The sequence below is a fragment of the Niabella sp. CPT15-335-S11 genome, assembly GCF_058792415.1.
The window spans coordinates 594,924-616,588 of record NZ_JBYTEI010000001.1 but is presented as its reverse complement, the minus strand read 5'-3'; the positions used below and the strand labels follow the sequence as shown (position 1 = coordinate 616,588).

Genomic DNA, 21,665 nt, shown 5'->3' with positions numbered 1-21,665 from the left:
TCAGTCGCAATGTGGGAGCTGTTTAAGCCACCAAACTCCTGCCTGCGGTGTTACCCTACACTGCAAAATTAGGGGTAACAAACTAATGTGTACTTGAAACACATTAATTTTTGTGGGCCCTTAACGTTCCGGTGCCCGTTCTTTGGTCATTCAAGGGGTGTTATCAAATCTCTGCTTTCACTTCATGGCGCATTTGATCATCTACCAGCGTAAGGAAAGAAACATCAAGCACTTTTCCATCCAGCGTCAGCCGGACACTGCCATCTTTCCGGTGATTCCTGACCTCTAAGTGATAATAACTGTCGCCAAACCGGTAAGTGATTTCAAATCCCGGCCACGTATCGGGAATACAGGGTTCAAGGTGCAACTCCTGACCCCGGCGTTTAAGGCCCAGGATATATTCAAGTGCCAACTGATAGGTCCAACCGGCTGAGCCGGTGTACCAGGTCCAACCACCCCGGCCCTTATAAGGATCTGCGCCATATACATCAGCGGCCATGACATAAGGTTCAGCCTTATAGTGCTCTTTATCCGCCGCATTCTTAGCATGGTTGACCGGATTGATCATTGAGAACAATTCCCAGACTTTCTGCCTGTTACCACTTACCGCGAAAGCCATGATCGCCCAGACAGCAGCATGCGTATATTGTCCGCCATTCTCACGCACGCCAGGCACGTATCCTTTTATGTATCCCGGATTAAGATCAGATTTATCAAAAGGCGGATCCAGCAATTTGATGATACCACTTTCCGCGTCTACAAGGTTTTTGCCAAGCGACTCCATCGCCTGGGGTGTTCTTTCGGGTCGGCCTGCTCCGGACAGCACCGACCAGCTTTGAGAAATGGAATCGATCCTGCACTCTTCATTGGACTTTGATCCGAGCGGTGTTCCATCGTCAAAATAGGCGCGACGGTACCATTCCCCATCCCAGCCATGTTCATTAATCTGGTCTTTTAATTTTGCACTTTCATGGTTACAGATTTCTTCAAATTCCTGATCGCCGTATGCAGAAGCAATAGCTCCGAATTTCACCAGGACATCATAAAGAAAGAAACCCAGCCAAACACTCTCTCCCTTGCCTTGTGCACCCACTTTGTCCATTCCGTCATTCCAATCCCCCGATCCGATCAGCGGTAAACCATGCTCGCCAAATTTCAGCCCGTATTTTATGGCAGCCTTACAGTGATTGTAAAGTGTTTCCCAGTGGTTAAGGAAGACCGGCAGATCGTAATAGGATTCTTCATCCGGACGCAATTCACGACCCTCGATAAAAGAAACGTATTCGTCCAGGATTTTCATATCACCCGTTGTCTGTATATAACGTGCCGTTACAAAAGGCAGCCAGAGGTAATCATCCGAGCAGGTGGTCCTCACGCCCCGGCCTGAAGGTGGATGCCACCAGTGTTGCACATCACCTTCTTTAAACTGCCTGGAGGCCGCCAGCAAAATTTGTTTTTTTGTAAGATCCGGCCGAGTGTGCATTAATGCGAGTACATCCTGCAACTGGTCGCGGAAGCCAAAAGCACCACCCGACTGGTAAAAGCCGCTTCGGCCCCATAGCCGGCAGGCCAGGGTTTGGTAGACCCACCAGCCATTGGTCATTATATTAAATGCCTCATCGGGTGTTTTTATGAATACAGCGCCTAAAATCTGGTTCCATTGATCGTGTATTTTCGACTGTGCCTGGTGTGCGGTTTCTTCCAGCCAGAACCGCTTAGCCAGTTCGCGCGCTTCATGCTCATTCTTTCCGGCGCCAACCCTGAAGACAACTTCTTTTTCTTCATCTTCCGAAAGTTCAATGCGCACCTGGATTGCCGTGCATGGATCGAGTGCTGCTCCAATTCGCCCCGACAGTTTTTCGCGTGACAAAGCCGCCGGGTTCCTGGCAGAACCATTTCTGCCTAAGAACTCAGCCCGGTCGCAGGTGTAGCTTTTATCAGGGTTACTGGTATCGAAAAAGCAGATCTTTTCGCCAAAAACGGCGTCATAACGATTCCGAACCAGCAAAATTCCGGTTTCGGGGTCTTTTTCAGTGACCACGTGCATGGTTGTTTTAGGCGCCGACTCACCCAGCACCCATTCCATATACCCTGTCGTGCTAAGGCTCCTGTCGCGGCCCGAGAGATTACGGATCTTCAGAACTATAAACTTCACCGGAGATTCTACATCTACGTACACCCACATTTCAGTACGGATCCCGTCAAAAAGATGCTCAAAAACGGTATACCCGAACCCGTGGCGGGTGAGATATTGTTGTCCACTGGGAGCTGGTAGCGGCGAAAGTGACCAAAACCTGCCACTATCTTCGTCCCGGATATAAAAGGCCTCTCCGGTTCCATCTGAAACTGGATCGTTCCTCCAGGGCGTGAGCCTGAAAGCATTGGCGTTATCCGCCCAGGTGTAAGATGAGCCACTTTCAGAAATCATCGTTCCGAAGCTGTCGTTGGCGATAATGTTGACCCATGGCGCCGGTGAAGGTTTTTCCTGGCTGGTGATCATAACGTATTCCCTGCCATCGGCAGTGAACCCTCCCGTGCCATTTTCAAAGATCAGGTGATCCGGCAGTTGTACCGATTTTGAAGTATCAACAGCAAAACGGCCTGACGAGGTTTTTAACAAAGCCGGAAGCGGTCTGGCGGGTTTTTGTACAGCTAATTGTTCAGCCAGGGTTCCTTTATTATCATCGAAAATCAGTCGGGCTACTGTCTCAAACAGAATCCGGTCTTCATTGGATATCTGATCACCGGAACGTACGAAAACACCTCCCGGCTGATCAATGACTGATCCGCCTGATGCGCTTACATATCCCACGATCTGATCATGGAGTTCCTGCCGGTAGGAACCATAATCTTCATTCCAGATGACGAGATCCACTACGAGCCCTTTCAGCCTCCAGTAGGCATGGGCTTTGATCAGGTATTTGGCCAGTTCGATATTGTCGCTTTCATGTACGCGAAGCAACACGATAGGCAGATCACCTGAGATCGAATAGCTCCATAAACCGGATTGATTTTTGAAATTACTGGCGATGATTGTAGGATCAGCACGGTGTGCGGGATTTGCATACAGGATCGAGCCTGCCATACCGTTGAATAGTTGCGCATCCGACTCATTTACGTTGATCTGACGAAGCAGCACCTGGCTATGCGTCCATGAAAGTTCAAATGCCCGGTTTTTCAAATGCCGGTCCTGGTATTTTACGATCAGGGCCTCGCAGGCTTCCAGGTGCTCGGCGGCGCCGGTCACAAGGTCGAAGGTGGCAGTCTGCTTCGGACGTAAAGTTATTCGGTACCGAATGGCTACGATGGGATCAAGTACGGGACCCTGCGACCCTGAAAGCGGCCCGTCGGTCTGCATAGCTGCCGGATTGGAAATGGAACGTGTCCGCCCCGTGAATTTCATCCTGTCTGTTTCGAAAGATATTTGTTCTTGCTGGGCACCGTTCAGTGTCATCATGTGGAACATCCAGGGTGGTGTATCATCTTTTGCCCGGGACCTGCGCGTACAGGTGATGGCAGAAAGCTCTGGCTGGATACTGGTTTGCACAAACAGGTTACTGAATGCGGGATGTGCTTCATCAGCCGCTTGCTCGGTCAGCACGACTTCACTGTAACTGGTCACCTCGATCGTTTTTGAAGAACTACTCCGGTTGGTGACCCTGATTCGACGGATTTCGACATCATCCTCCGGGGAAACGACGATTTCGGTTTTCGTCTCGAAACCTTCATCCACCCGTCTGAATTCCGCGTGGCCCTGCGAAAAGATGCTCTGATAGGATTTGCTTCGCTGAAGCGTAGGCTGGTAAGTGTTTGACCAATAATTACCGGATGAAAGGTCTTTAATATAACAGAACAGGCCCCAGTTGTCCTGGGTTGAATCTTCGCGCCAGCGCGTTAGGGTGATATTTTTCCACCGGCTATATCCGCCGCCGGCGTTGGAAATAACCAACTGGTATTTACCATTAGACAAGAGTTGAACCTCGGGCATTGTCGTGTTCGGCGTACTAACTACCCGCATGAAAGATTCCTGGCTGGTAGTGAGCCTTTCGCCGCTCGGATCTTCAGTGTGTGCATAGAAATTAGTGGCTTTTGGAGCCCTTTCCTGGAGCAGCAAAAGCGCCGACTGGAAAACGGGTTCTCTTTCAAAACGTCTTTGCATTTTTTCATCGAGCAGATAGTAGGCCAAAGCCAGGAACCCCATTCCCTGGTGATGCGACATAAAGGATTTGATCAGCACGTGGGTCTCTCCCCTGGGCATCCTGGACGGTGTATAATCGATGGCTTCATAGAAACCGTATTTACCAGAGAATCCTCTTTTGAACAGTGTTAGCAGATTATCACAGGCTGCCGATGGATCTACCATTACAGCCAGCATAGTCGCGTATGGTGCAATCACCAGGTCATCGCCCAAACCTCTTTTTAATCCAAGTCCCGGAACGCCAAAGGACTGATACTGGTAATTCATGCTGGTATCGACCAGGTTGAAAGCCGATTCAGAAATACCCCAGGGCACGTCGTTTTTCGCGGCGTACTCGATTTGATTTTTAAGGGCGGCTTTTCCGGTACGTTCCAGTAGGGTACCGGTATAAACCGGCATCATAAGTTGCGGCATCAGGTACTCAAACATGGAACCGCTCCAGGAGAGCAGCACTGGCGCATTCGCAGGGTTGGTCACCAGCCTGCCAAGGGCAAACCAGCTTTCCTGTGAAACCTTACCCTGGGCGATCGCGGTAAATATTCCCAGCCTTGCTTCTGAGGCCAGCATGTCGTAATAGCTCTTATCCGAAACATCATCCGAGGCGTTAAATCCAATATAGAAAAGGTGTTTGGGCTTGTCATAAAGAAAATCATATTCAACATCGCTAAACCCTTTACATTCATTGGTAAGTTGTTCTATAATACTCAGCAGTTCAAGCGCATTTCTGCCTCCCAGTTTTATATCTGCCAACACATCTTCCAGCCATTTTGTCTCCTCGTGAGATTCGCAGATCGCTAAATACCTTTTAAATTCGGGCACCAGCGAAAGTTTCAAATGATAAATTTCTCTGATTGTTGAAATTTTATTCAGTGCCTTTAATTTTTCGAATTTTGCCGGAACGGGTAACCGTGCGGACCAGGGCGTCAGCACAATCAGGTCTTCCATACCTGAACGGATTTGTTTTTCCATTTTCGCGATCCAGTTCAGGCATTCCCGGTTTTCCGCCAGGACGGGGTTATTCTGCAGACTTAGTAATTCTGAAAGCAGTATTTCGAGGGAGCCCTTTGCTTCGGGTATAAATTCCGGAGGTTGAGTGGTAAGACCCGAGAGCAGTCGCTCTATGTTTCCGAGGTGGTCGTGAAGTTTTGGGTCCAGACTTGATTTAATGACCTGGAGCGTATCGGTCAGCCCTTCGTACCGTCTGTCTGAAATGATCCTGGCATCAGGAAGTTCCTCTAGTCCCTGGCGCAGCGTCAGGAGGCTTGCTATAAAATTGCCGCTGTCAACGGTGGAGATATACCTGGGATTCAGGGGGACCAGCGTCTCTGTATCGTACCAGTTGTAAAAGTGGCCTCTGAAGCGTTCAAGGCTGTTGAGTGTGGCAAAAGTCTTCTGAAGATTACGGATCAGTTGATTTGGCGTGATATATCCAAAGTCGTAGGCGGAAAGTGCAGAAAGCACGGCCAGCCCGATGTTCGTGGGCGATGTCCGGTGGGCCACTCTTTCGACCGGTCTTTCCTGGTAATTGTCCGGAGGCAGCCAGTTGTCGCTCTGGGTAACAAAATCCTCGAAAAAGCTCCATGTTTTGCGTGCGGTGACATGCAGGAAATCCCGTTTCGCAGAACTCAGTTCCTCAAGTTTCTGGATCCCTGGTTTGCTAATGAACCAGGCCCAGGCAGGCGCAAAAAGCCAAAGCAGCAAAATGGGGGATGCGATGAAAATCGTGTTCGGTGAAATGTAAAGGATCAGAACTGCTACCAGGAGTACGACGAATGGAGAAAACCACATATAGTCGTAGGTCTCGAGCAGATTTTTGTCTTTTTTCCGGTTCACAACAGCTGATGGTGTCCACTCCAGCAAATGTCTTCCTGAAATAATCATACGCCAGTTTGACCTGAACACAGCATCCATATTGACCCAGGCCTCGAAGGGCAGGCATGCCAGGTTAAAGGCGAGGTGCGTCACACTTTGTTTAAATTCGGATATGATACTGCTTACATGTGATACCAGATCGATATCCGCGGGCTTCCGGAAGAACTGCCATATGGCGTTGAATATGGGCGTGAGGAAAAAAACCATCAGGACACCCAGGGTCCACAGCAAGGGCCTGGGAAGGACCAGCCAGGAAATAGTTAACAGGAGGACCAGCGTTGCAGGTACAAGGCTGCGCCGGAGATTATCCATGATCTTCCACCGGGAAAGCCCAGAGAGTATGTTGCGTCGGAGCCTGTTTTTCTTGTCCGGTACAAAAGGCATCCCCCAACTGGCGACCTGCCAGTCGCCTCTAACCCAGCGATGCCGGCGGGCAATGTCGGACCAGTATGTGGCTGGATAATCTTCAAACAACTGTACATCGGTTAGCAGGCCTGCCCGGACATAGGTACCTTCCAGGAGGTCGTGACTCAGAATCCGGTTTTCCGGAAAGGCCTCACCCAACACTTTTTCAAACGCGTCGATATCATAAATTCCTTTTCCAATAAAAGAACCTTCGCTGAAAAGATCCTGGTACACATCCGAGACCAATTGGGTATAAGGGTCCAGCCCGGAATCACTCGAATGCATCCTGGTATAGATGCTGCTATCGCTCAGGGGCAAATTCACAGCAACCCGCGGTTGCAGGATCCCGAAACCCTCAACGACCCGGTTGGCTCCCTCGTTGAGGACCGGTCGGTTTAACGGGTGATACATGCCGGCAATCATTTTTCGCGCGGCCTCACGCGGAAGATGGGTGTCTGCGTCCAGCGTGATAACGTAGCGACAATCTTTAATTTCCTGGATATTCCCAACGATAAGTGAAAAATCGTCATACCCGGTGTCCCGCAGCAGGCTGTTCAGTTCTCCAAGTTTACCCCGTTTTCTTTCGTAGGCCATCCAGATATTTTCTGCGGGGTTCCACTTTCGGGGCCGGTGAAACAAATAAAATTTTGGGGATTGTTCGTAAATATACTTTGTGTTCAGGCCCTCAATCAGTTGTTTGGCATAAGCCAGGAGCCTATCGTCTTCGGGCATTTTCTCTTTGGGTGCATCTCCAAAATCGGTGAGTAGGGAGAAGTAAATGTTGGGTTCGGGGTTCGCGAGATACCTGACCTCCAATTCTTCCACCAGCTCTTCAATACCTTTTGTGCTGGTAAGCATACATGGCACAGCCACCAGTGTACGGCAGACATCGGGAATTCCCTCCGTAAAATCCATCTTGGGAAGTGGCTTCGGTTTAATGGAATGGGTTGCGATCCAGTTGACAACAACTGAGGTGAGTTGACTGATCCCTGTAAAAACCAGGAGGAAAACAATGATCGCCCAGGAGAGCCCGGTACCTGCGGCGTATGTTGCCCACGCGGTTAGTCCTCCAGCCAGGAAAGAGACCAGCAGAATAGTTCCTGAATAGGACAGAAACCGGTTGTTTTGCAGGAAGGATTTCCATTTTTCAGCAGATTTCGGGACGAGGCCGACTTTCGCGGCGAGCGCTTTTCTTCCTACCGGGTCAATCAGAAAATAGCCTACATGCTGTTGTCTGGCAGGCATATTCCGATTCGCGCTGTCCAAAGCCAGGTTTATGGCCTGCTTAGCTACCTCCTGTTCAGGAGTACCACTTTTTTTACTAATGAATTCAATGACGTGCCGATACCAGTCCCGGGTGTTAAAATCCATGTGTTCGTAGACGGCATCTTTATCTTCTTTCAGAATTTTTTCTACGATACTGACGCTTTCCACGAAGTCCCGCCAATCTGTGGTGCGGATCAGCCGGATACTTTCAATGCTGTTCCGGATAGATACCTGGTCGGCTGCCTGGCGCTGATTTTCAAAGGTGATGAGTTCTTCGGCGGTATTCCCTGTTTCCGCCAGTCTCTGATCCATCAAAGTCAACGGCATGGCCAGTGCCTGACCTTTTCCCTGCAGGCGCCGGGTGAATTCAGCTACGAAAGAAGCGCTCAATTCTATATCAGACTTCGCCATTTCCGCTAGAACTATGATGATATCCCGCGGCGATTTTTGAGCTATTTCCAGGATCTGATTCGTCCAATAAGCCGCCTCATTCTTTTGCATGGTGTCGATGGCAATTCCAGAGGCGATCCGGCGGATATTCTCAATGATACCAAGCCTGAGCATAATGGGAATGGCCCAAAGTTCGCCCAGGGTAAGTACGGTCCGGCTTTGATAGGCCCGAATAAATGTGGTGGTGTTTGCCAGGTCAACCCTGCCGTCATTATGTGAAATGATCTCCAGGGCAATGTCGTAAACCCTGGGTAGCCCCGCAGACTTACCCTTTGCAAGAATTGGTAGCGTCTGGCTGTATCCTTTTGGCAGGTGTTTACGCCCCAGGGCTATTTGCTCCTTGATCAGGTAAAAGTTATCCAGGAACCATTCGCTGGCGGGCGCAAGCGGTTGTTTTTGGTTGATGGATTCGACCAGGATATCGTGTACTTTGTAGATAACGGCCTCATTATCATCCAGTCTCTTCAGGACTTTATCAGGTCTTCGGTCCTTAGCCAGGATATGAGATGCTGCCACCCTGGGGCCATATTCCTCCATTTGGGCCTTGCTGAACAACTCCGATCTGAACGGATCTTCGCTTCGGAACCCCCGCTGGTTATCTGCCAGAAAGAAGTCCTGCATCTGATTCAAAATATCTTCTACCGGTTTAGTGATCTTCATGACTTAAGGATGAGGCTGAAAATGATTGCCGTTCTGAACTGAACGGGAGTGAACACCTACAAATATAATTATTACCGGTCATAATCCCATAACGGTTAACGTATTGTAAAACATAGTAATTGGTTGTTCCCGCGCGTATTTTAATTTTATAATATGATTTGTAACGGGTGAGGGGATGTATGGTTTAGTTCGATATTTTTGGCGGGATGCAGTCAAATTAAGCGCAGAAATAGGGATTATGAGAAGGAACAGTATAGCCGCAGTCGTTTTGGTAGTTTATTTTTTATTTGGAAAAGGTCTACGGCTTTTTGGCCAGCCAGGCGTTGGTGACAGCCTGGAGGAAGTGACCGTAACGGCAACGCGACAAACTGTGCCGGCAATTAATCTGCCCTACAGTACATTTACCGTTAAACCAAAGGACATTAAAGAGCTGATGCCCCGATCCGTGCCGGAAGCTCTCACGGGAATCCCCGGTTTATTTATTCAAAAGACCAATCATGGGGGCGGATCGCCATTTATCCGTGGCCTTACAGGAAATCAGACGCTCACTTTGATTGATGGTATACGCCTGAATAATTCGACGTTCCGATACGGTCCCAACCAATACCTGAACACGGTTGACCTTTTTTCTGTGGATAGAATTGAAGTGGTTAAAGGTTCCGGTTCGGTACAGTATGGCAGTGATGCTATCGGAGGAGTGATACAGGTCTTTACTAAAGAGCCCAGGCTGAGCGATCGCCCGATGCTATCGGGGCGAGTATTGGGGAAATACATGACCGGTAATATGGAAAAATCACTGAGAGGTGAATTAAATTATGGTGATCAGCGATTCGCGGTACTCGGCGGATACAGTTATAAGAAGTTCGGCGATCTGTGGGGAGGTGATACCACGGGCAGGCAATCGCCATCGGGTTATGGAGAGAATGCTTTTGATATAAAAATGAAATATCTATTGCCGCGTAACTGGATGCTGAAGGCAGTCCATCAAACCCTTATCCAGACTGACGTGCCGGTTTATCATAAAGTCAAGCTCGAAAATTATGCCGTCAATGAAATGGATCCGCAGATGCGGAACCTCTCCTATCTGAACCTCGAAAAGATTTCTTCCAGTCCGTTTTTTGCAAAAGTATTGCTTACAGTTTCAAACCAGCGCACCAGGGAAACGCGTATCATGCAAAAGAACGGGAGTAACCTGCTGCACGATGAGCAGGACCGGGTAAATACAAATGGTCTTTCTGTAGATGTAAGTAGTCGGTCGGGCCAACGCTGGAGCGCGAATACCGGTGCTGAGTTTTATTTTGATAAGATCGGCAGCTTCAGGAAGGAAATAGATATTTCTACGCAACGTACAAAACAATTAAGGGGACTATACCCTGATGATTCCAAGTATGCCAGTCTCTCATTCTACAGCCTGCATCATGTAAGATTTGAGAACTGGACATTGGAAGGCGGAGCGCGCTTCAACCGTTTCGATGTTACCGTCTTTGATACAACCCTTGGGAAAATTGTAACACGACCATCTGCGCTGGTTGCTAACCTGGGCCTCCTTAGGAAAATTGATGAGATGCAAAGCCTGTATGCCAGTTACAACAGGGGTTTCAGAGCCCCCAATATCGATGATATGGGGACCCTGGGTATTGTAGATTTTCGGTATGAGCGCCCCGCTTACGATCTGAAGCCTGAGGCTTCCAATAATTATGAGTTAGGATATAAGTTAAAGGCGACTAAAGTGTATACAAATATTTCTTTATTTTATAACCAGATGAAAAACCTGATCACCCGCCAGAAAGTTGAAGGGCAGGTGATCGATGGATATCCGGTGTATCAAAAAGTGAATACGGATCGTGCTTATATATGGGGGACTGATGTGGAAGTAGGGTTTAATGTGATTCCGGACCTGGATGTGACGGCTGTAACTTCTTATGCATTTGGACAAAATATCACCAGGGATGAACCGCTACGCCGGATCCCGCCAATGAATAAACGGGTGCTTGTCAATTATCATCTGGAAAAATGGTATGCCAGGGCAGAATGGCTGAACGCGAAAAAGCAAGACAGGCTGGCGAAAGGCGACAAGGAAGACAATCGAATTCCGGCCGGAGGAACACCGGGATGGAATGTGTTTAATTTTTATGGCGGTTACTATTTCAATAAAGTGCTGGTGAATGCCGGGCTGCAGAACCTGTTCAATCAAGATTACAGAACCCACGGCTCAGGCATCAACGGCGTAGGCCGCAGCCTCTGGGTCTCGGTGCAGCTTGGGTTTTGATGGCAGAGACGCGGGGTATTAGGCGCGTACGAATATCACTATAAAGTGATAATATTGTTTTCGTTGAATCGGTTCTGGAAGGCACGGAGGATCGCATACAGTCTTGGGGGAATCTGATCCTTTCAACGTGGAGCTGGCTTCTCAACTTCGGCTTTCCATTCAAAGGACTAATTACGAAAATAAATAGCGGTAGACTTCCTCCACGCGACTCATCATCACCACTTCAATCTGAATGTGCGATCTGTTCTGGTTGCGCAGCGACTGATTATATCTCGAAATGATTATTTTCTCAAACCCCAGCTTTTGCGCTTCTGCAATACGCTGGTCAATCCGATTCACCGCCCTGATCTCACCGCTCAGACCTACTTCGCCCGCGAAACAAATATTTTGCGGCAGCGGAGCGTCTTCAAAAGAGGACAACAAAGCGCAAAGTACTGCCAGATCGATCGAGGGATCTTCCACCCTGATACCACCAGCGATATTCAGGAACACATCTTTCACGCCCAGTTGAAATCCGCCCCTTTTTTCGAGGACGGCCAAAAGCAACTGGAGTCTTCGCGAGTCAAAGCCACTGACGGTCCGCTGTGGCGTCCCATAAACCGAATGGGTAACCAGTGCCTGGATCTCTATCAACAAAGGTCTTACGCCTTCCATTGCCGCTGCTATTGCAATTCCGCTCAGCGGTTCCTCTTTTTGTGTGATCAATACTTCGCTGGGGTTGGTCACGCCGCGCATACCGGCATCCGTCATTTCGTAAATACCCAATTCGCTGGTGCTGCCAAACCGATTTTTGAGTGTCCGCAGGATCCGGTAGGCATAATGACGATCGCCTTCAAATTGCAAAACCACATCCACCATATGTTCCAGGATCTTGGGGCCAGCAATACTGCCTTCTTTCGTAATATGTCCAATGAGGAAGACCGGCGTATTGGTCTCTTTCGCAAACCGCTGAAATTCGGCGGCACACTCCCTGATCTGTGATATGCTACCCTGTGATGCATCCATGGAATTGGATTGCAGGGTCTGAATGGAATCTACTATGACAATCTGTGGCTTTAATTTTTTGATTTCCTGGAAGATGGTTTGCGTAGAAGTTTCGGTAAGCAGGAAAAATGGTTGCTGCATCGTTTCGCTGAAGCCCAACCTGTCGGCGCGCATCTTGATCTGCTGTTCACTTTCCTCTCCGCTGATATAAAGTACCCGCTGATTTTTCAATTGCAAACCGTTTTGAAGAAACAATGTACTTTTACCGATTCCCGGTTCACCAGCAACCAACACCAGGCTGCCCGCCACAATACCGCCACCCAGCACCCTGTTCAGCTCTGCATCTCCGGTGATGAGTCGTTTTTCTTCAGCACTTTTTACATCGTTCAAAAGGATGGCTTTGGAAACACGTTTCGTCTTACCATCGTATTCAGACCAGTTTTCCTTGTATTCACCCTGGTCAATTACTTCTTCAACAAATGTATTCCACTGGTTGCAGGACGGACATTGCCCCAGCCATTTGACACTCTCATAACCACAATTTTGGCAGAAAAAAGATTTTTTAACCTTACTCATAGAATAAAGATAGGCCGATTGAAACAGTTAATTTGAAACCCACCGAAAAACGGAAGATCCCTGGTCCTCAGTTTTCAATTTGAAGCAAATTTGGTGATTTGTTTATTGCCGGGGGCGTGGATTCCGGGTTGATTTTGAAGAGATAGCACCGCCAAAAATGTAAAAAGGCCAATCAGTCGATTGGCTCTTTTTACTTACTAACCCATTAAATTCTGGTACTAAGATACAATTATGACTTAAAATCAAAAAATCAATTTGGACACTGACGGAATTAAATTATTGTGAATTCGCGGCTCGTTTCGCCATATTAATACGTACAATATTTAAAATCAATGTGTTGTAAAAGCAGCAGTTTTTCAGAATTCGTTAAAAAAGTTATCTACATGACAAAAAGTCGGGTTTTTTCCATTAATTTGTGAATGGTGCCTGATTTGATGTTAACTCTTAAATAATTAAATACAGATTCGTAATGACACCTTCAATTATGTTTGTTTCCATACTGTTCATGGTGCTCAGTATGGTGGTTTCGATGATTTTGAAGCGCAAGTTTGCCAAATACAGCAATGTGCCGCTGTCCAATGGCATGAGCGGTAAAGAAATAGCCGAGAAAATGCTGCGTGAGAACGGAATTTATGATGTGAATGTGATTTCTGTGCAGGGATTTTTATCCGATCACTATGATCCGGTTAAGAAGACGATCAACCTGAGCCCCGAAGTATATGATGGGCGAACGGTGGCTGCTGCCGCCGTTGCGGCACATGAAACCGGTCATGCCGTGCAACATGCGACTGCTTATGCACCGTTGCAAATGCGCAGCCGCTTGGTGCCGGTGGTACAGTTTAGTTCTTCCATCGTGAATTGGGTTCTGCTGGTTGGGCTTATTTTGGCTGCTTCCGGAAGCTATACACTGCTGCTGGTCGGCATCATTCTGATGGCCGTGACTGTATTATTCTCACTGATCACGCTGCCTGTTGAATTTGACGCCAGTAGGCGGGCGCTCGCCTGGCTGAATAGGACCAATGTGACCAATTCGGCCGAGTATCCCGGCGCAAAAGACGCGCTGAAGTGGGCGGCTACAACTTATGTTGTCGCTGCGTTGGCTGCCGTAGTGATGCTGTTGCAATATATTTCCATCTTCATGGGAAGAAGAGATTAATCGAGCGCTTCTTAAAAATACTAAAACCCCACCAGTCGAAAAAACGGTGGGGTTTTCAGTCTATAAACGAAAATAATCAAAAATTCCAGCCATGATTCCCTGAGCACGGGAGACAAATGTGTTGAGTAGTCAATATTAGGAATTGAAAGCCGTTCCTGAGGCAGGAGACTTCACGCAACCGGCGGGATAGAATTATATTCAGCGGATCCTTTAAATAGGTTCAGCTTTCAGGTCGCTGGTCTTCGTCTCTACAAAGTCTTCGACTTCATCCGCATCATCTTCGAACTTGCTGGCGATATTATCAATAAAATCGGCGAACTGGTTCTTGAGGTCATTGCCTTTTTCAGCAATTTTTTTTCGGGTGGCTTTCCCGCTTTCCGGTGCAAATAATACGCCGACTACCAGACCGAGGGTGAAACCCGTAATAAGTTTGTTCATAATAAATATTTTAAAAGTTCTACATGCTGATTGGGCCTATGAAGTTAAACAAATAATCTGCCAAAAAGCTTATTCTGCGTTAAAAGTTCCGTACGGTTACCTGTTGAACCATCTATCCGCTTAATCGCGGTATGCCCTGCCGGTCAGTTTCAGAAACAATCGCTCCAGGTTCTGATGCCCATGTGTTTCCAGTAGTTCAGACAGTGGGCCGTTGACCAGGATCTCCCCACCGTCCATCAGCGCAGCCGTATCGCATAGGTCTTCAGCTTCGTTAAGCTGGTGAGAAGTATAGATGAGTGTAGTACCCGCCGCGTTCATCTGCTTGAGGAAATCAAGGATGGCGTTGCGCGACTGGACATCCACACCTACGGTGGGTTCATCAAGAATCAGGATTTCAGGGGTATTCATCACGCCGATAGCCAGGTTTACCCTTCTTTTCATTCCTCCGGAAAACAACCTGACCGGCTTTTGAGCGACGTTCGACAGGCCCATCAAGTTTAGTAGTTCATCTGTCCGCTGACGGATCTGGGCGGCATTCATACCATACCAGGCCCCGAAGAAAGCCATATTCTCACCGGGGCTTAATTCTTCATAAAAAGAAAAATCCTGTGGTACCAGTCCGATGATCTTGTTGATTTGCTTTTTGTGAAGGCGGAGCTCCATTCCGGAGATACAGATGGATCCGCCGTTATATGGTAATAATCCGGAAATCAGGTTCATCAGCGTAGTCTTTCCTGCACCGTTAGGGCCAAAAATCCCAAACCGCCTGCCCTTTTCAATCACCAGGTCCAGGCCTTTAAAAAGGGGCGCCTGTTTCTTATAATTGAAAAAAAGACCCTCTATATTGACTGCTGCCTCCATCGCGACGAATTTAGCAAAACAAATCCAGGGATGCTGATTTTTGGACCTTTTTCGGTCATTTTATGGGGGATGCTCCTCACTTCGGGGCAAAGGCCTATGAGAAATAATTCGGGGGATAATGAAGGAGAACGCAATCAGGCATTATCCACGTGGAATTAATTTGAGTTCAAATACTGAAATACCGGAGTAATGCGTGTAATATCCGCTCGCGGGGCCGTTTTAAAGGTGATCAGGAGTATTTGGGGATATAAGGGCCGTATTTCAGGTGCTCCGGATGGTTGGGGCGCCCGGTTTCCGGATAAATAATATCATGTGCCGTTTCGTACCCTTCATCGGCAGCTTGAAATAACCGTTTCATCGCATTTTTCTTGCGAACCTTGAAAACTACACCTGTCACAGTAGCTGCAGTCAGGCCCAATAAAACAAGTCCAACAAATCTGTACGGTTTTTTCATAAAAAATTATTATTCAATATCCACGTTCGGTGTAAATTAAGATATCTCCCCCTGAATCCGACGTTCTAATTGGCGTTAAAGATCTTGTCTTTAAATAGGAAACTTCTGACACAGACGCATTCGGAGGGTATACTCAAAGTTAAATCTTTTGCCTTAAAATCCGAAAAATTTAACCTGCTTACGCACATAATAACAAAATAGTCCTTCAATGGTTAAGTCAATTTCCCCCTGGTATAAGATCTATTTTTATTGGACGATAAAAACGGATAAAAGGTTACAAGCCAGATTTTTAATTTGCGTAAAGTTTTGGATCTATCAAAGCTACTGGCGTCATAAAACAAAACGGGGTTGCAGATAAACCACCCGAAACCCCGGTATGTTCTGGTTTTCTTCAAGGTGCACAAGGTCGACTGCGAAAAATCGAACCGCACGCGGAGAGACAGGAAATATTTTTTATTAAAAGATAACGGTAGCCATGCTATGTGGCAGACTGCTTATTGTTGCTGACTTCCCTGCCACCCACAAATGATAGGGGATCGTGTTGTTTCCTTTATTCATGACAATGACGGCCACTTTACCATCGGTGTTTAAAAATGCGGTTGTCAGTAAATCAGTACGATTAGAAGATGCTATGATGCGCCTGGCTCCGGGCCTGACAAATTTGGAAAAGTGCCCGATGTAGTAGTACGCGTTTGTAAAGTATAGTGCACCGGTTCGGGTATCTGCATGGACTGGCGCGAAACATAGGTTGCCCGCGTGATTGGGTCCGCCTGTCTCATCCAGCAGTATGTTCCAGTCGGTCCAGCCTACGGTACCGGCATTAAAATCATTGATCATAGAGTACCCGTATTTTTCTCCGAGGCTCCAGTTCCGGATGCTGTCCATTGAAAATTTTTCTTTGCATCCCTCGGTGAAAATGAGGTTTTTTTCGGGGAAGGTTTCTGCCGTTCTTTTTACATTTTCAAACATCATATCGCTACCCGTCCAGGTTTCGTACCAGTGATAGCCGATACCCCAGACATATTTTGCTACTTCGGGATCCCGCAGGGTGGTGCTGGCGCGCTGGTAGATCAGGTCGCGGTTGTGATCCCAGATGATCAGTTTTTTGTCGGCCATATCTTCTTTGTGCAGGGTTGGTCCCAGCGCTTCTTTGATAAAGTTGGCTTCATCTTCGGCAGTATAAATACAGGACTCCCATCTTTGCGTGGCCATTGGTTCATTCTGCACGCTCAGGCCCCAGACGGGGATCCCTTCTTTTTCGAGCGCGCGGATATACTTGACATAAAACATAGCCCAGGGCTGGTAAAATTCTTTTTTCAATTTGCCGCCATGCAGCAGGTCATTATTATCTTTCATCCAGGCGGGAGGGCTCCAAGGGCTGACGTATAATATGAGTTTGCCCCCTGCTGCTTTAATTGCCTGTTTGATAAACGGAATCTTGAAAGCCTTATCATGAGTGATGTCAAAAGTCTTCAGGGTTGTGTCGTGGTCGGCAACGAAGGTGTAACTGCCGCTCGAAAAATCGCAACTGGCCATATTTGTTCTCCCCAGCGAATAACCGATACCGACAGTGGGATCATAGACCGCTCTGATGAAGGTGTCTTGTTTTTCCTTTGGAAGCCGGGCGTAAGTTTCTGCGGCAGCATCGGTCAGGGCCCCACCGATACCCAGAACGGTTTGAAATGTTTTGGTCGGGTCAACAAAAACACAAACCTCGGTTTCCTTAGGCTGTCCCATTTCTGTGAAGGCAAGTCCGTTAGCGGTTTGTGACAACCGGTAGTTCGCTGTATCGGCTGTAGTGAACACGGTGGCTGATTTGCCGGTTAGGTCAAAACCCGCGTTTGCACCGTTCTTTCCCTCTTTCAGATTATTACAGGCAGTCAGCGCTGCGAGCATCAGGATCGGATAATATTTGTTCATGTGTTAATTTTATTTTTTTAAATGGCCACATGGAATTTACCATAGAAAATTTTATAAGCATTATTTGTTATTTATTTTGGCGCTTATGAGCGCTTCGCGGTTCATCGCGGTTCGTATAAATGTGCTCGAAAATTTTGATGGACATTTCATAATTTATATTTTAGGGTTTAAGGCCCAATGCTTTGATGTAACCGACGTTGGGCTTGCAATTATTAAACCGGCAGGCTTCCAGGAAACCATGGAGACTCTGGATCAGCGCCTGGCGGTCGTGGGGCGCAGCCTTCCTGATATCTTCAAAGCTGGCGCGGTTTTTCTGCGTGTAGGCGATTACGCTATCGAATCCGGCGGGTTTGTCAAAACTCATAAACCCCCGGAGGTTATCCAGTTTTTTATAGGGCCAGTAATGCCATCCGATATTATTTTTTTCCAGGACCAGGCGAAATTGTTGTATCCATTCGTTCGTGTTTTCTCCGGTCTCGCCGCAATAAATGGGAACCTGATATTTTTCGCTGAAGTCGATATAATCCCGGATCACGTCCACCGTTGCGGGTGTCCAGTATTTATGAAAAGTGTACACGAGTTTATCGTCAAAGGGTTTGCCAAATATTTTGAAGTTACTGTCCCACTGTGCGCCGCCCAGGAATATGAGGTGGTTCTTATCTGTTTTTCTAATCGCGGAGACAACCTCTTTGTAGAGAGGCTCCAGGTAAGGATTTAATTTGGCGACGTCAAAATAATGAGCAATGGGTTCATTGAGAATGTCATAACCGATGATGATCCGGTCGTTCCGGTACCGGGCCGCGATATCGGCCCAGATCTTAATGAGCAATTGACGGGATGCGTGGTCTTCAAAAAGAAAGGGATAGCCATAACCGTCATCAATATTATCACCGGTTTGTCCGCCGGGCGCACAGTGCATATCCAGGATCACGTAGAGGTTTTCCTTCCGGCACCAGTCCAGCACGCGGTCGAAGATCTGGAAACCCCGTTGCGGATCGTCGCTGCCCAGGTATTCTTCGCGGGTGAAAAGCTTGTAGTGAAAAGGGATGCGGATGGAATTGGCGCCGGTTTTTTTAATGTACCGGATATCATCAAAGGTGATATAATTATCGATAAACTTATTCCAGAAAGCTTTGGTTTTTTCTGGACCCATCAGTTCAGAAAGGGCCGTGTTGATCAGGCGTGGCGAGTTCACTTTATCAAAACGAAACATATATCCTTCAGGTACCAGCCAGTTGCCCAGGTTGGTGCCTTTCAAAAGAAATGGTTTGCCATCGGGACCAATAATATTTTTTCCCTTAGTAGTGAAAAAGTGTGACTGGGCCGTTGAAGTCCAAATAAAAAGGGCTGGAAGTATGAGAAGGAAGACTAATTTTTTGATCATAATGTTATTTGTTTTCAGTCAGAAAAGGCCATCGTTGCAGGAGACGGATTATCAGTGATTGCTTTTGCAGTCATCATTCCTGTGCTTACCAGACGAGCGTCATCACTGATTTTGACTCTATCGGAACTACGGCCCACTTTCCATTGTAAGCGATATTAAACGTGTTGGCGCCACCGGCATTCAGCACGATCATTACTTTCTTCCCCGAAGGTGTCAGGAAAACGACATTCGGAAAAAGATCAGATTGGGTAGAGCTGATACGGATCGATCCTGGTGGTACAAACTTGGAGGCATGGGCGATAATATAGTAAGATACATTTCGCGTAAATACGGATCCGTTGATGGTAAGCGCACCCTTGCACTCGGTACAACCGCCGGGGGTGTGAGGTTGAAAATTTGGATCACTGGCCAGGTTCCATTCCAGGGCCAGCTTGCTCCAGTTTCGCATGGTGCCGATGATCACATTATTGATATGCCACTGCAGGGTTCCGTCGAAGGGTTCTTTAGACCCCGTCCATTGCTCCGTGAAGTAGAGGTTTTTGTTTGGGAATGCATTGTGTACCTGTGTCATGGCCGTTACATTTCCGGCATATAAATGAAAAGCCGATCCGTCGATGTATTTGGCTGCTTCCGGGTCGCTCAGCACCGTGATGGGGTAATCAGGCCGGTCGAGGTTGTGATCGTAGATAATAATTTTAGTCGTGATCCCCGCCGCCTGAAAAGCAGGCCCCAGGCTGTTCTTAATAAAATCGCGTTCCTGTTCCGCCGTCATGTACATACTGGGATTATTGCCCGGATGGAGGGGTTCATTTTGTGGGGTGATCGTTGTGATCCTGATTCCTTCTGCCTGCATGGCCTGGATATATTTCACGAAGTAGGTAGCGTAGGAGTTGTAGAATTCCGGTTTCAGGCTACCGCCGATGCTACTGTTGTTGTCCTTCATCCAGGTTGGCGGGCTCCAGGGGGAACCCATAATTTTAATGTTGGGATTGATGGCCAGGATCTCTTTCAACACCGGGATGAGATGGACCTTATCCGGGCTGATGTTGAATTTGGTCTGATCGACATCGGTTTGTCCCGCGGGCAGATCGTTATAACTAAAGACAGCGGGATCCAGGTCGGAAGCTCCGATGCTTATGCGGAGATAACTCACGTGAATGGAGTTTTCGCCCGTGCCAAATAGCTCATTTAATAAATTATTCCTCGATGTGGCGTCCATTTGATGAATCATTATAGCGCTGCCTCCCGTAAGGGCATAGCCAAACCCATCAATCGTTTGGTATTGAATCGTTGAGTCGACAGCAATGGAGGGATAGATATTACTGTTGGCGCTAAAGCTGATGGTTGTATTTTTCTTCTGCAGCAACACGGTTTGATCCGCCAGTGTTTGCCAGGATTCTACGTCGCCGGTAGCCGGTGGCGGCGGTGGAGTAGGACCAGGATTTCCATTTTTGTGGCAATGAGCATTCACGAACAGAAATGCAGTGAATATGATGTAGAGCAAAGCTCCTTTTTTAAGTCTCATGTTAAATAAGTTTTTAAATAATTTCCCTGAAGACTCTGATATAATCTACAAACATACGTTGTGGAAAAACGGTTGTAGCGGGTGGCGTTCCCGGCCATGAACCTCCCACGGCCACATTGAAGATAAAGAACTGGCTGGCATTGAATGCGGCAGGGTAGTTGCCCAGGTTGGCGGGAGTAGCGCTGAAATACGGCTGATTATCCACCAACCAGGTCAGGCTGTCGCGTTTCCAGATCATGCTAAAAACGTGAAATTTCTGTGAGAAGTCTTCTGTATCCAATTTAAAGGAGCTACTTTTTGATGCATGTGCGCCTCCGGACCCGGCCCAGTGAATTGTACCTACAACGGTCGAAGGTTGTGAGCCCACCAGCTCCATAATATCAATTTCACCACAGGCGGGCCACCCAACGGTTGTTATGTTGCTGCCCAGCATCCAGAGTGCGGGCCAGATACCTTTTCCCACCGGAAGTTTTGCACGGATATCTATTCTCCCAAAAGTGAATGTTTTCCTTTGCTGCGTTGTAAGTCTCGCAGAAGTATATTTAAATCCGCTGACTGCCTCTTCCCGGGCTTCTATGATCAGGTTGCCATTTGACTGGAAAATATTCTTAGGTGAACTGGTATAATATTCCAGTTCCTGGTTTCCCCAGCCGTTGGTTCCGTTGCCGGTCTCAAAATTCCAGGTTGCAGGATCGGGAGCTACCCCGGAGAACTCATCACTCCAGAGCTTTTCATAGCCGGTGTAGGAGTCAGGTGACTGATAACCTGTATTATCTGTGGGGAGAAAGCTACCGTCTTCGGTTATGATGGTTGCTTGCAGCGTATTTTGACTGAGGGTGCATCCCTGTGGATTGCTCAGTTCAAGAGTGAAGGTTTTGTTTGGCTCCCTCAGTAAACTGGCATTACCCTTGAAGGCGATGTCAAGATAAGCTTCTGTAGCTGTTGATGGAATTGTCAGGGTGCCGGTTACGGCCTGGTAATCGGCCGGAGATTTTGCTGAGCCATCGCGCGTAGTGTATTGCAGAACCGCATTGCCGGAGGGTCTCTTATCCAGCACAAAATAAAATCTAAGATGACCGTCCACGCCGGCACGCGTTTCTTTACCGCCTGTAATGGTGACTTGTGGTAAGGATGCTACCGGTGGCGGATTGGGGTCTTTCGCTTTGCTACAGGAAAAAAAAAGCAGAAGCAAAGGCATGGAGAAAATAATTCTATATAAGGCCGAACTTTTCACTTTGCTTCTGCTT

11 protein-coding genes are annotated in these 21,665 nt (G+C 47.7%); 2 read left to right on the top strand and 9 right to left on the bottom strand.

Annotated features, from left to right (window positions below; genetic code table 11):
* Positions 1-163: 163 nt before the first annotated feature.
* Positions 164-8,851 (bottom strand): GH36-type glycosyl hydrolase domain-containing protein, encoded by an 8,688-nt coding sequence (locus AC3WS5_RS02445; protein WP_492465607.1) that lies wholly within the window; start codon positions 8,849-8,851, stop codon positions 164-166.
* A 238-nt stretch (positions 8,852-9,089) separates the two neighbouring features.
* Here AC3WS5_RS02445 and AC3WS5_RS02440 point away from each other — a divergent pair, with 238 nt between their 5' ends.
* Positions 9,090-11,120 (top strand): TonB-dependent receptor plug domain-containing protein, encoded by a 2,031-nt coding sequence (locus AC3WS5_RS02440; protein ID WP_492465606.1) that lies wholly within the window; start codon positions 9,090-9,092, stop codon positions 11,118-11,120.
* Positions 11,121-11,291: 171 nt separating this feature from the next.
* Here the strand turns inward: AC3WS5_RS02440 and radA are convergent, their stop codons facing one another.
* On the bottom strand, positions 11,292-12,680 hold the full coding sequence (gene radA, locus AC3WS5_RS02435; protein WP_492465605.1) for a DNA repair protein RadA: 1,389 nt from the start codon (positions 12,678-12,680) through the stop codon (positions 11,292-11,294).
* A 469-nt stretch (positions 12,681-13,149) separates the two neighbouring features.
* Between radA and AC3WS5_RS02430 the strand changes: the two genes are divergently transcribed.
* Complete coding sequence (locus tag AC3WS5_RS02430) at positions 13,150-13,836, top strand: zinc metallopeptidase (protein WP_492465604.1); 687 nt, start codon at positions 13,150-13,152, stop codon at positions 13,834-13,836.
* A gap of 210 nt (positions 13,837-14,046) precedes the next feature.
* Here the strand turns inward: AC3WS5_RS02430 and AC3WS5_RS02425 are convergent, their stop codons facing one another.
* The 7 genes from AC3WS5_RS02425 to AC3WS5_RS02395 form a co-directional block, all read right to left on the bottom strand.
* Positions 14,047-14,274, bottom strand: a complete 228-nt coding sequence (locus AC3WS5_RS02425; RefSeq protein ID WP_492465603.1) for a YtxH domain-containing protein — start codon at positions 14,272-14,274, stop codon at positions 14,047-14,049.
* Positions 14,275-14,394: 120 nt separating this feature from the next.
* Positions 14,395-15,135 (bottom strand): ABC transporter ATP-binding protein, encoded by a 741-nt coding sequence (locus tag AC3WS5_RS02420; protein WP_492465602.1) that lies wholly within the window; start codon positions 15,133-15,135, stop codon positions 14,395-14,397.
* 229 nt (positions 15,136-15,364) lie between these two features.
* Positions 15,365-15,589: a hypothetical protein gene (locus AC3WS5_RS02415; RefSeq protein ID WP_492465601.1), complete on the bottom strand. Its 225-nt coding sequence runs from the start codon at positions 15,587-15,589 to the stop codon at positions 15,365-15,367.
* 456 nt (positions 15,590-16,045) lie between these two features.
* Entirely contained in the window at positions 16,046-17,509 is a 1,464-nt protein-coding gene (locus AC3WS5_RS02410; RefSeq protein WP_492465600.1) for a glycoside hydrolase family 30 protein, read from the bottom strand.
* 160 nt (positions 17,510-17,669) lie between these two features.
* A complete protein-coding gene (locus tag AC3WS5_RS02405; RefSeq protein WP_492465599.1) occupies positions 17,670-18,893 on the bottom strand; it encodes a glycoside hydrolase family 5 protein in 1,224 nt (407 codons plus the stop codon).
* A gap of 85 nt (positions 18,894-18,978) precedes the next feature.
* Positions 18,979-20,418 carry a glycoside hydrolase family 30 protein gene (locus AC3WS5_RS02400; protein ID WP_492465598.1) on the bottom strand — a complete coding sequence of 480 codons (1,440 nt, stop codon included), beginning with the start codon at positions 20,416-20,418 and terminating at the stop codon, positions 18,979-18,981.
* 13 nt (positions 20,419-20,431) lie between these two features.
* The gene (locus tag AC3WS5_RS02395) at positions 20,432-21,616 is read right to left on the bottom strand and encodes a family 16 glycosylhydrolase (protein ID WP_492465597.1); all 1,185 of its coding nucleotides are present in this window, start codon (positions 21,614-21,616) and stop codon (positions 20,432-20,434) included.
* Between the last annotated feature and the right edge of the window lie 49 nt (positions 21,617-21,665).

What these genes read in the sequence shown, in the direction of transcription:
- AC3WS5_RS02445 (WP_492465607.1), bottom strand. Translation starts at nt 8,851, where the DNA reads ATGAAGATCACTAAACCGGTAGAAGATATTTTGAATCAGATGCAGGAC.
- AC3WS5_RS02440 (WP_492465606.1), top strand. Translation starts at nt 9,090, where the DNA reads ATGAGAAGGAACAGTATAGCCGCAGTCGTTTTGGTAGTTTATTTTTTA.
- radA (WP_492465605.1), bottom strand. Translation starts at nt 12,680, where the DNA reads ATGAGTAAGGTTAAAAAATCTTTTTTCTGCCAAAATTGTGGTTATGAG.
- AC3WS5_RS02430 (WP_492465604.1), top strand. Translation starts at nt 13,150, where the DNA reads ATGACACCTTCAATTATGTTTGTTTCCATACTGTTCATGGTGCTCAGT.
- AC3WS5_RS02425 (WP_492465603.1), bottom strand. Translation starts at nt 14,274, where the DNA reads ATGAACAAACTTATTACGGGTTTCACCCTCGGTCTGGTAGTCGGCGTA.
- AC3WS5_RS02420 (WP_492465602.1), bottom strand. Translation starts at nt 15,135, where the DNA reads ATGGAGGCAGCAGTCAATATAGAGGGTCTTTTTTTCAATTATAAGAAA.
- AC3WS5_RS02415 (WP_492465601.1), bottom strand. Translation starts at nt 15,589, where the DNA reads ATGAAAAAACCGTACAGATTTGTTGGACTTGTTTTATTGGGCCTGACT.
- AC3WS5_RS02410 (WP_492465600.1), bottom strand. Translation starts at nt 17,509, where the DNA reads ATGAACAAATATTATCCGATCCTGATGCTCGCAGCGCTGACTGCCTGT.
- AC3WS5_RS02405 (WP_492465599.1), bottom strand. Translation starts at nt 18,893, where the DNA reads ATGATCAAAAAATTAGTCTTCCTTCTCATACTTCCAGCCCTTTTTATT.
- AC3WS5_RS02400 (WP_492465598.1), bottom strand. Translation starts at nt 20,418, where the DNA reads ATGAGACTTAAAAAAGGAGCTTTGCTCTACATCATATTCACTGCATTT.
- AC3WS5_RS02395 (WP_492465597.1), bottom strand. Translation starts at nt 21,616, where the DNA reads ATGCCTTTGCTTCTGCTTTTTTTTTCCTGTAGCAAAGCGAAAGACCCC.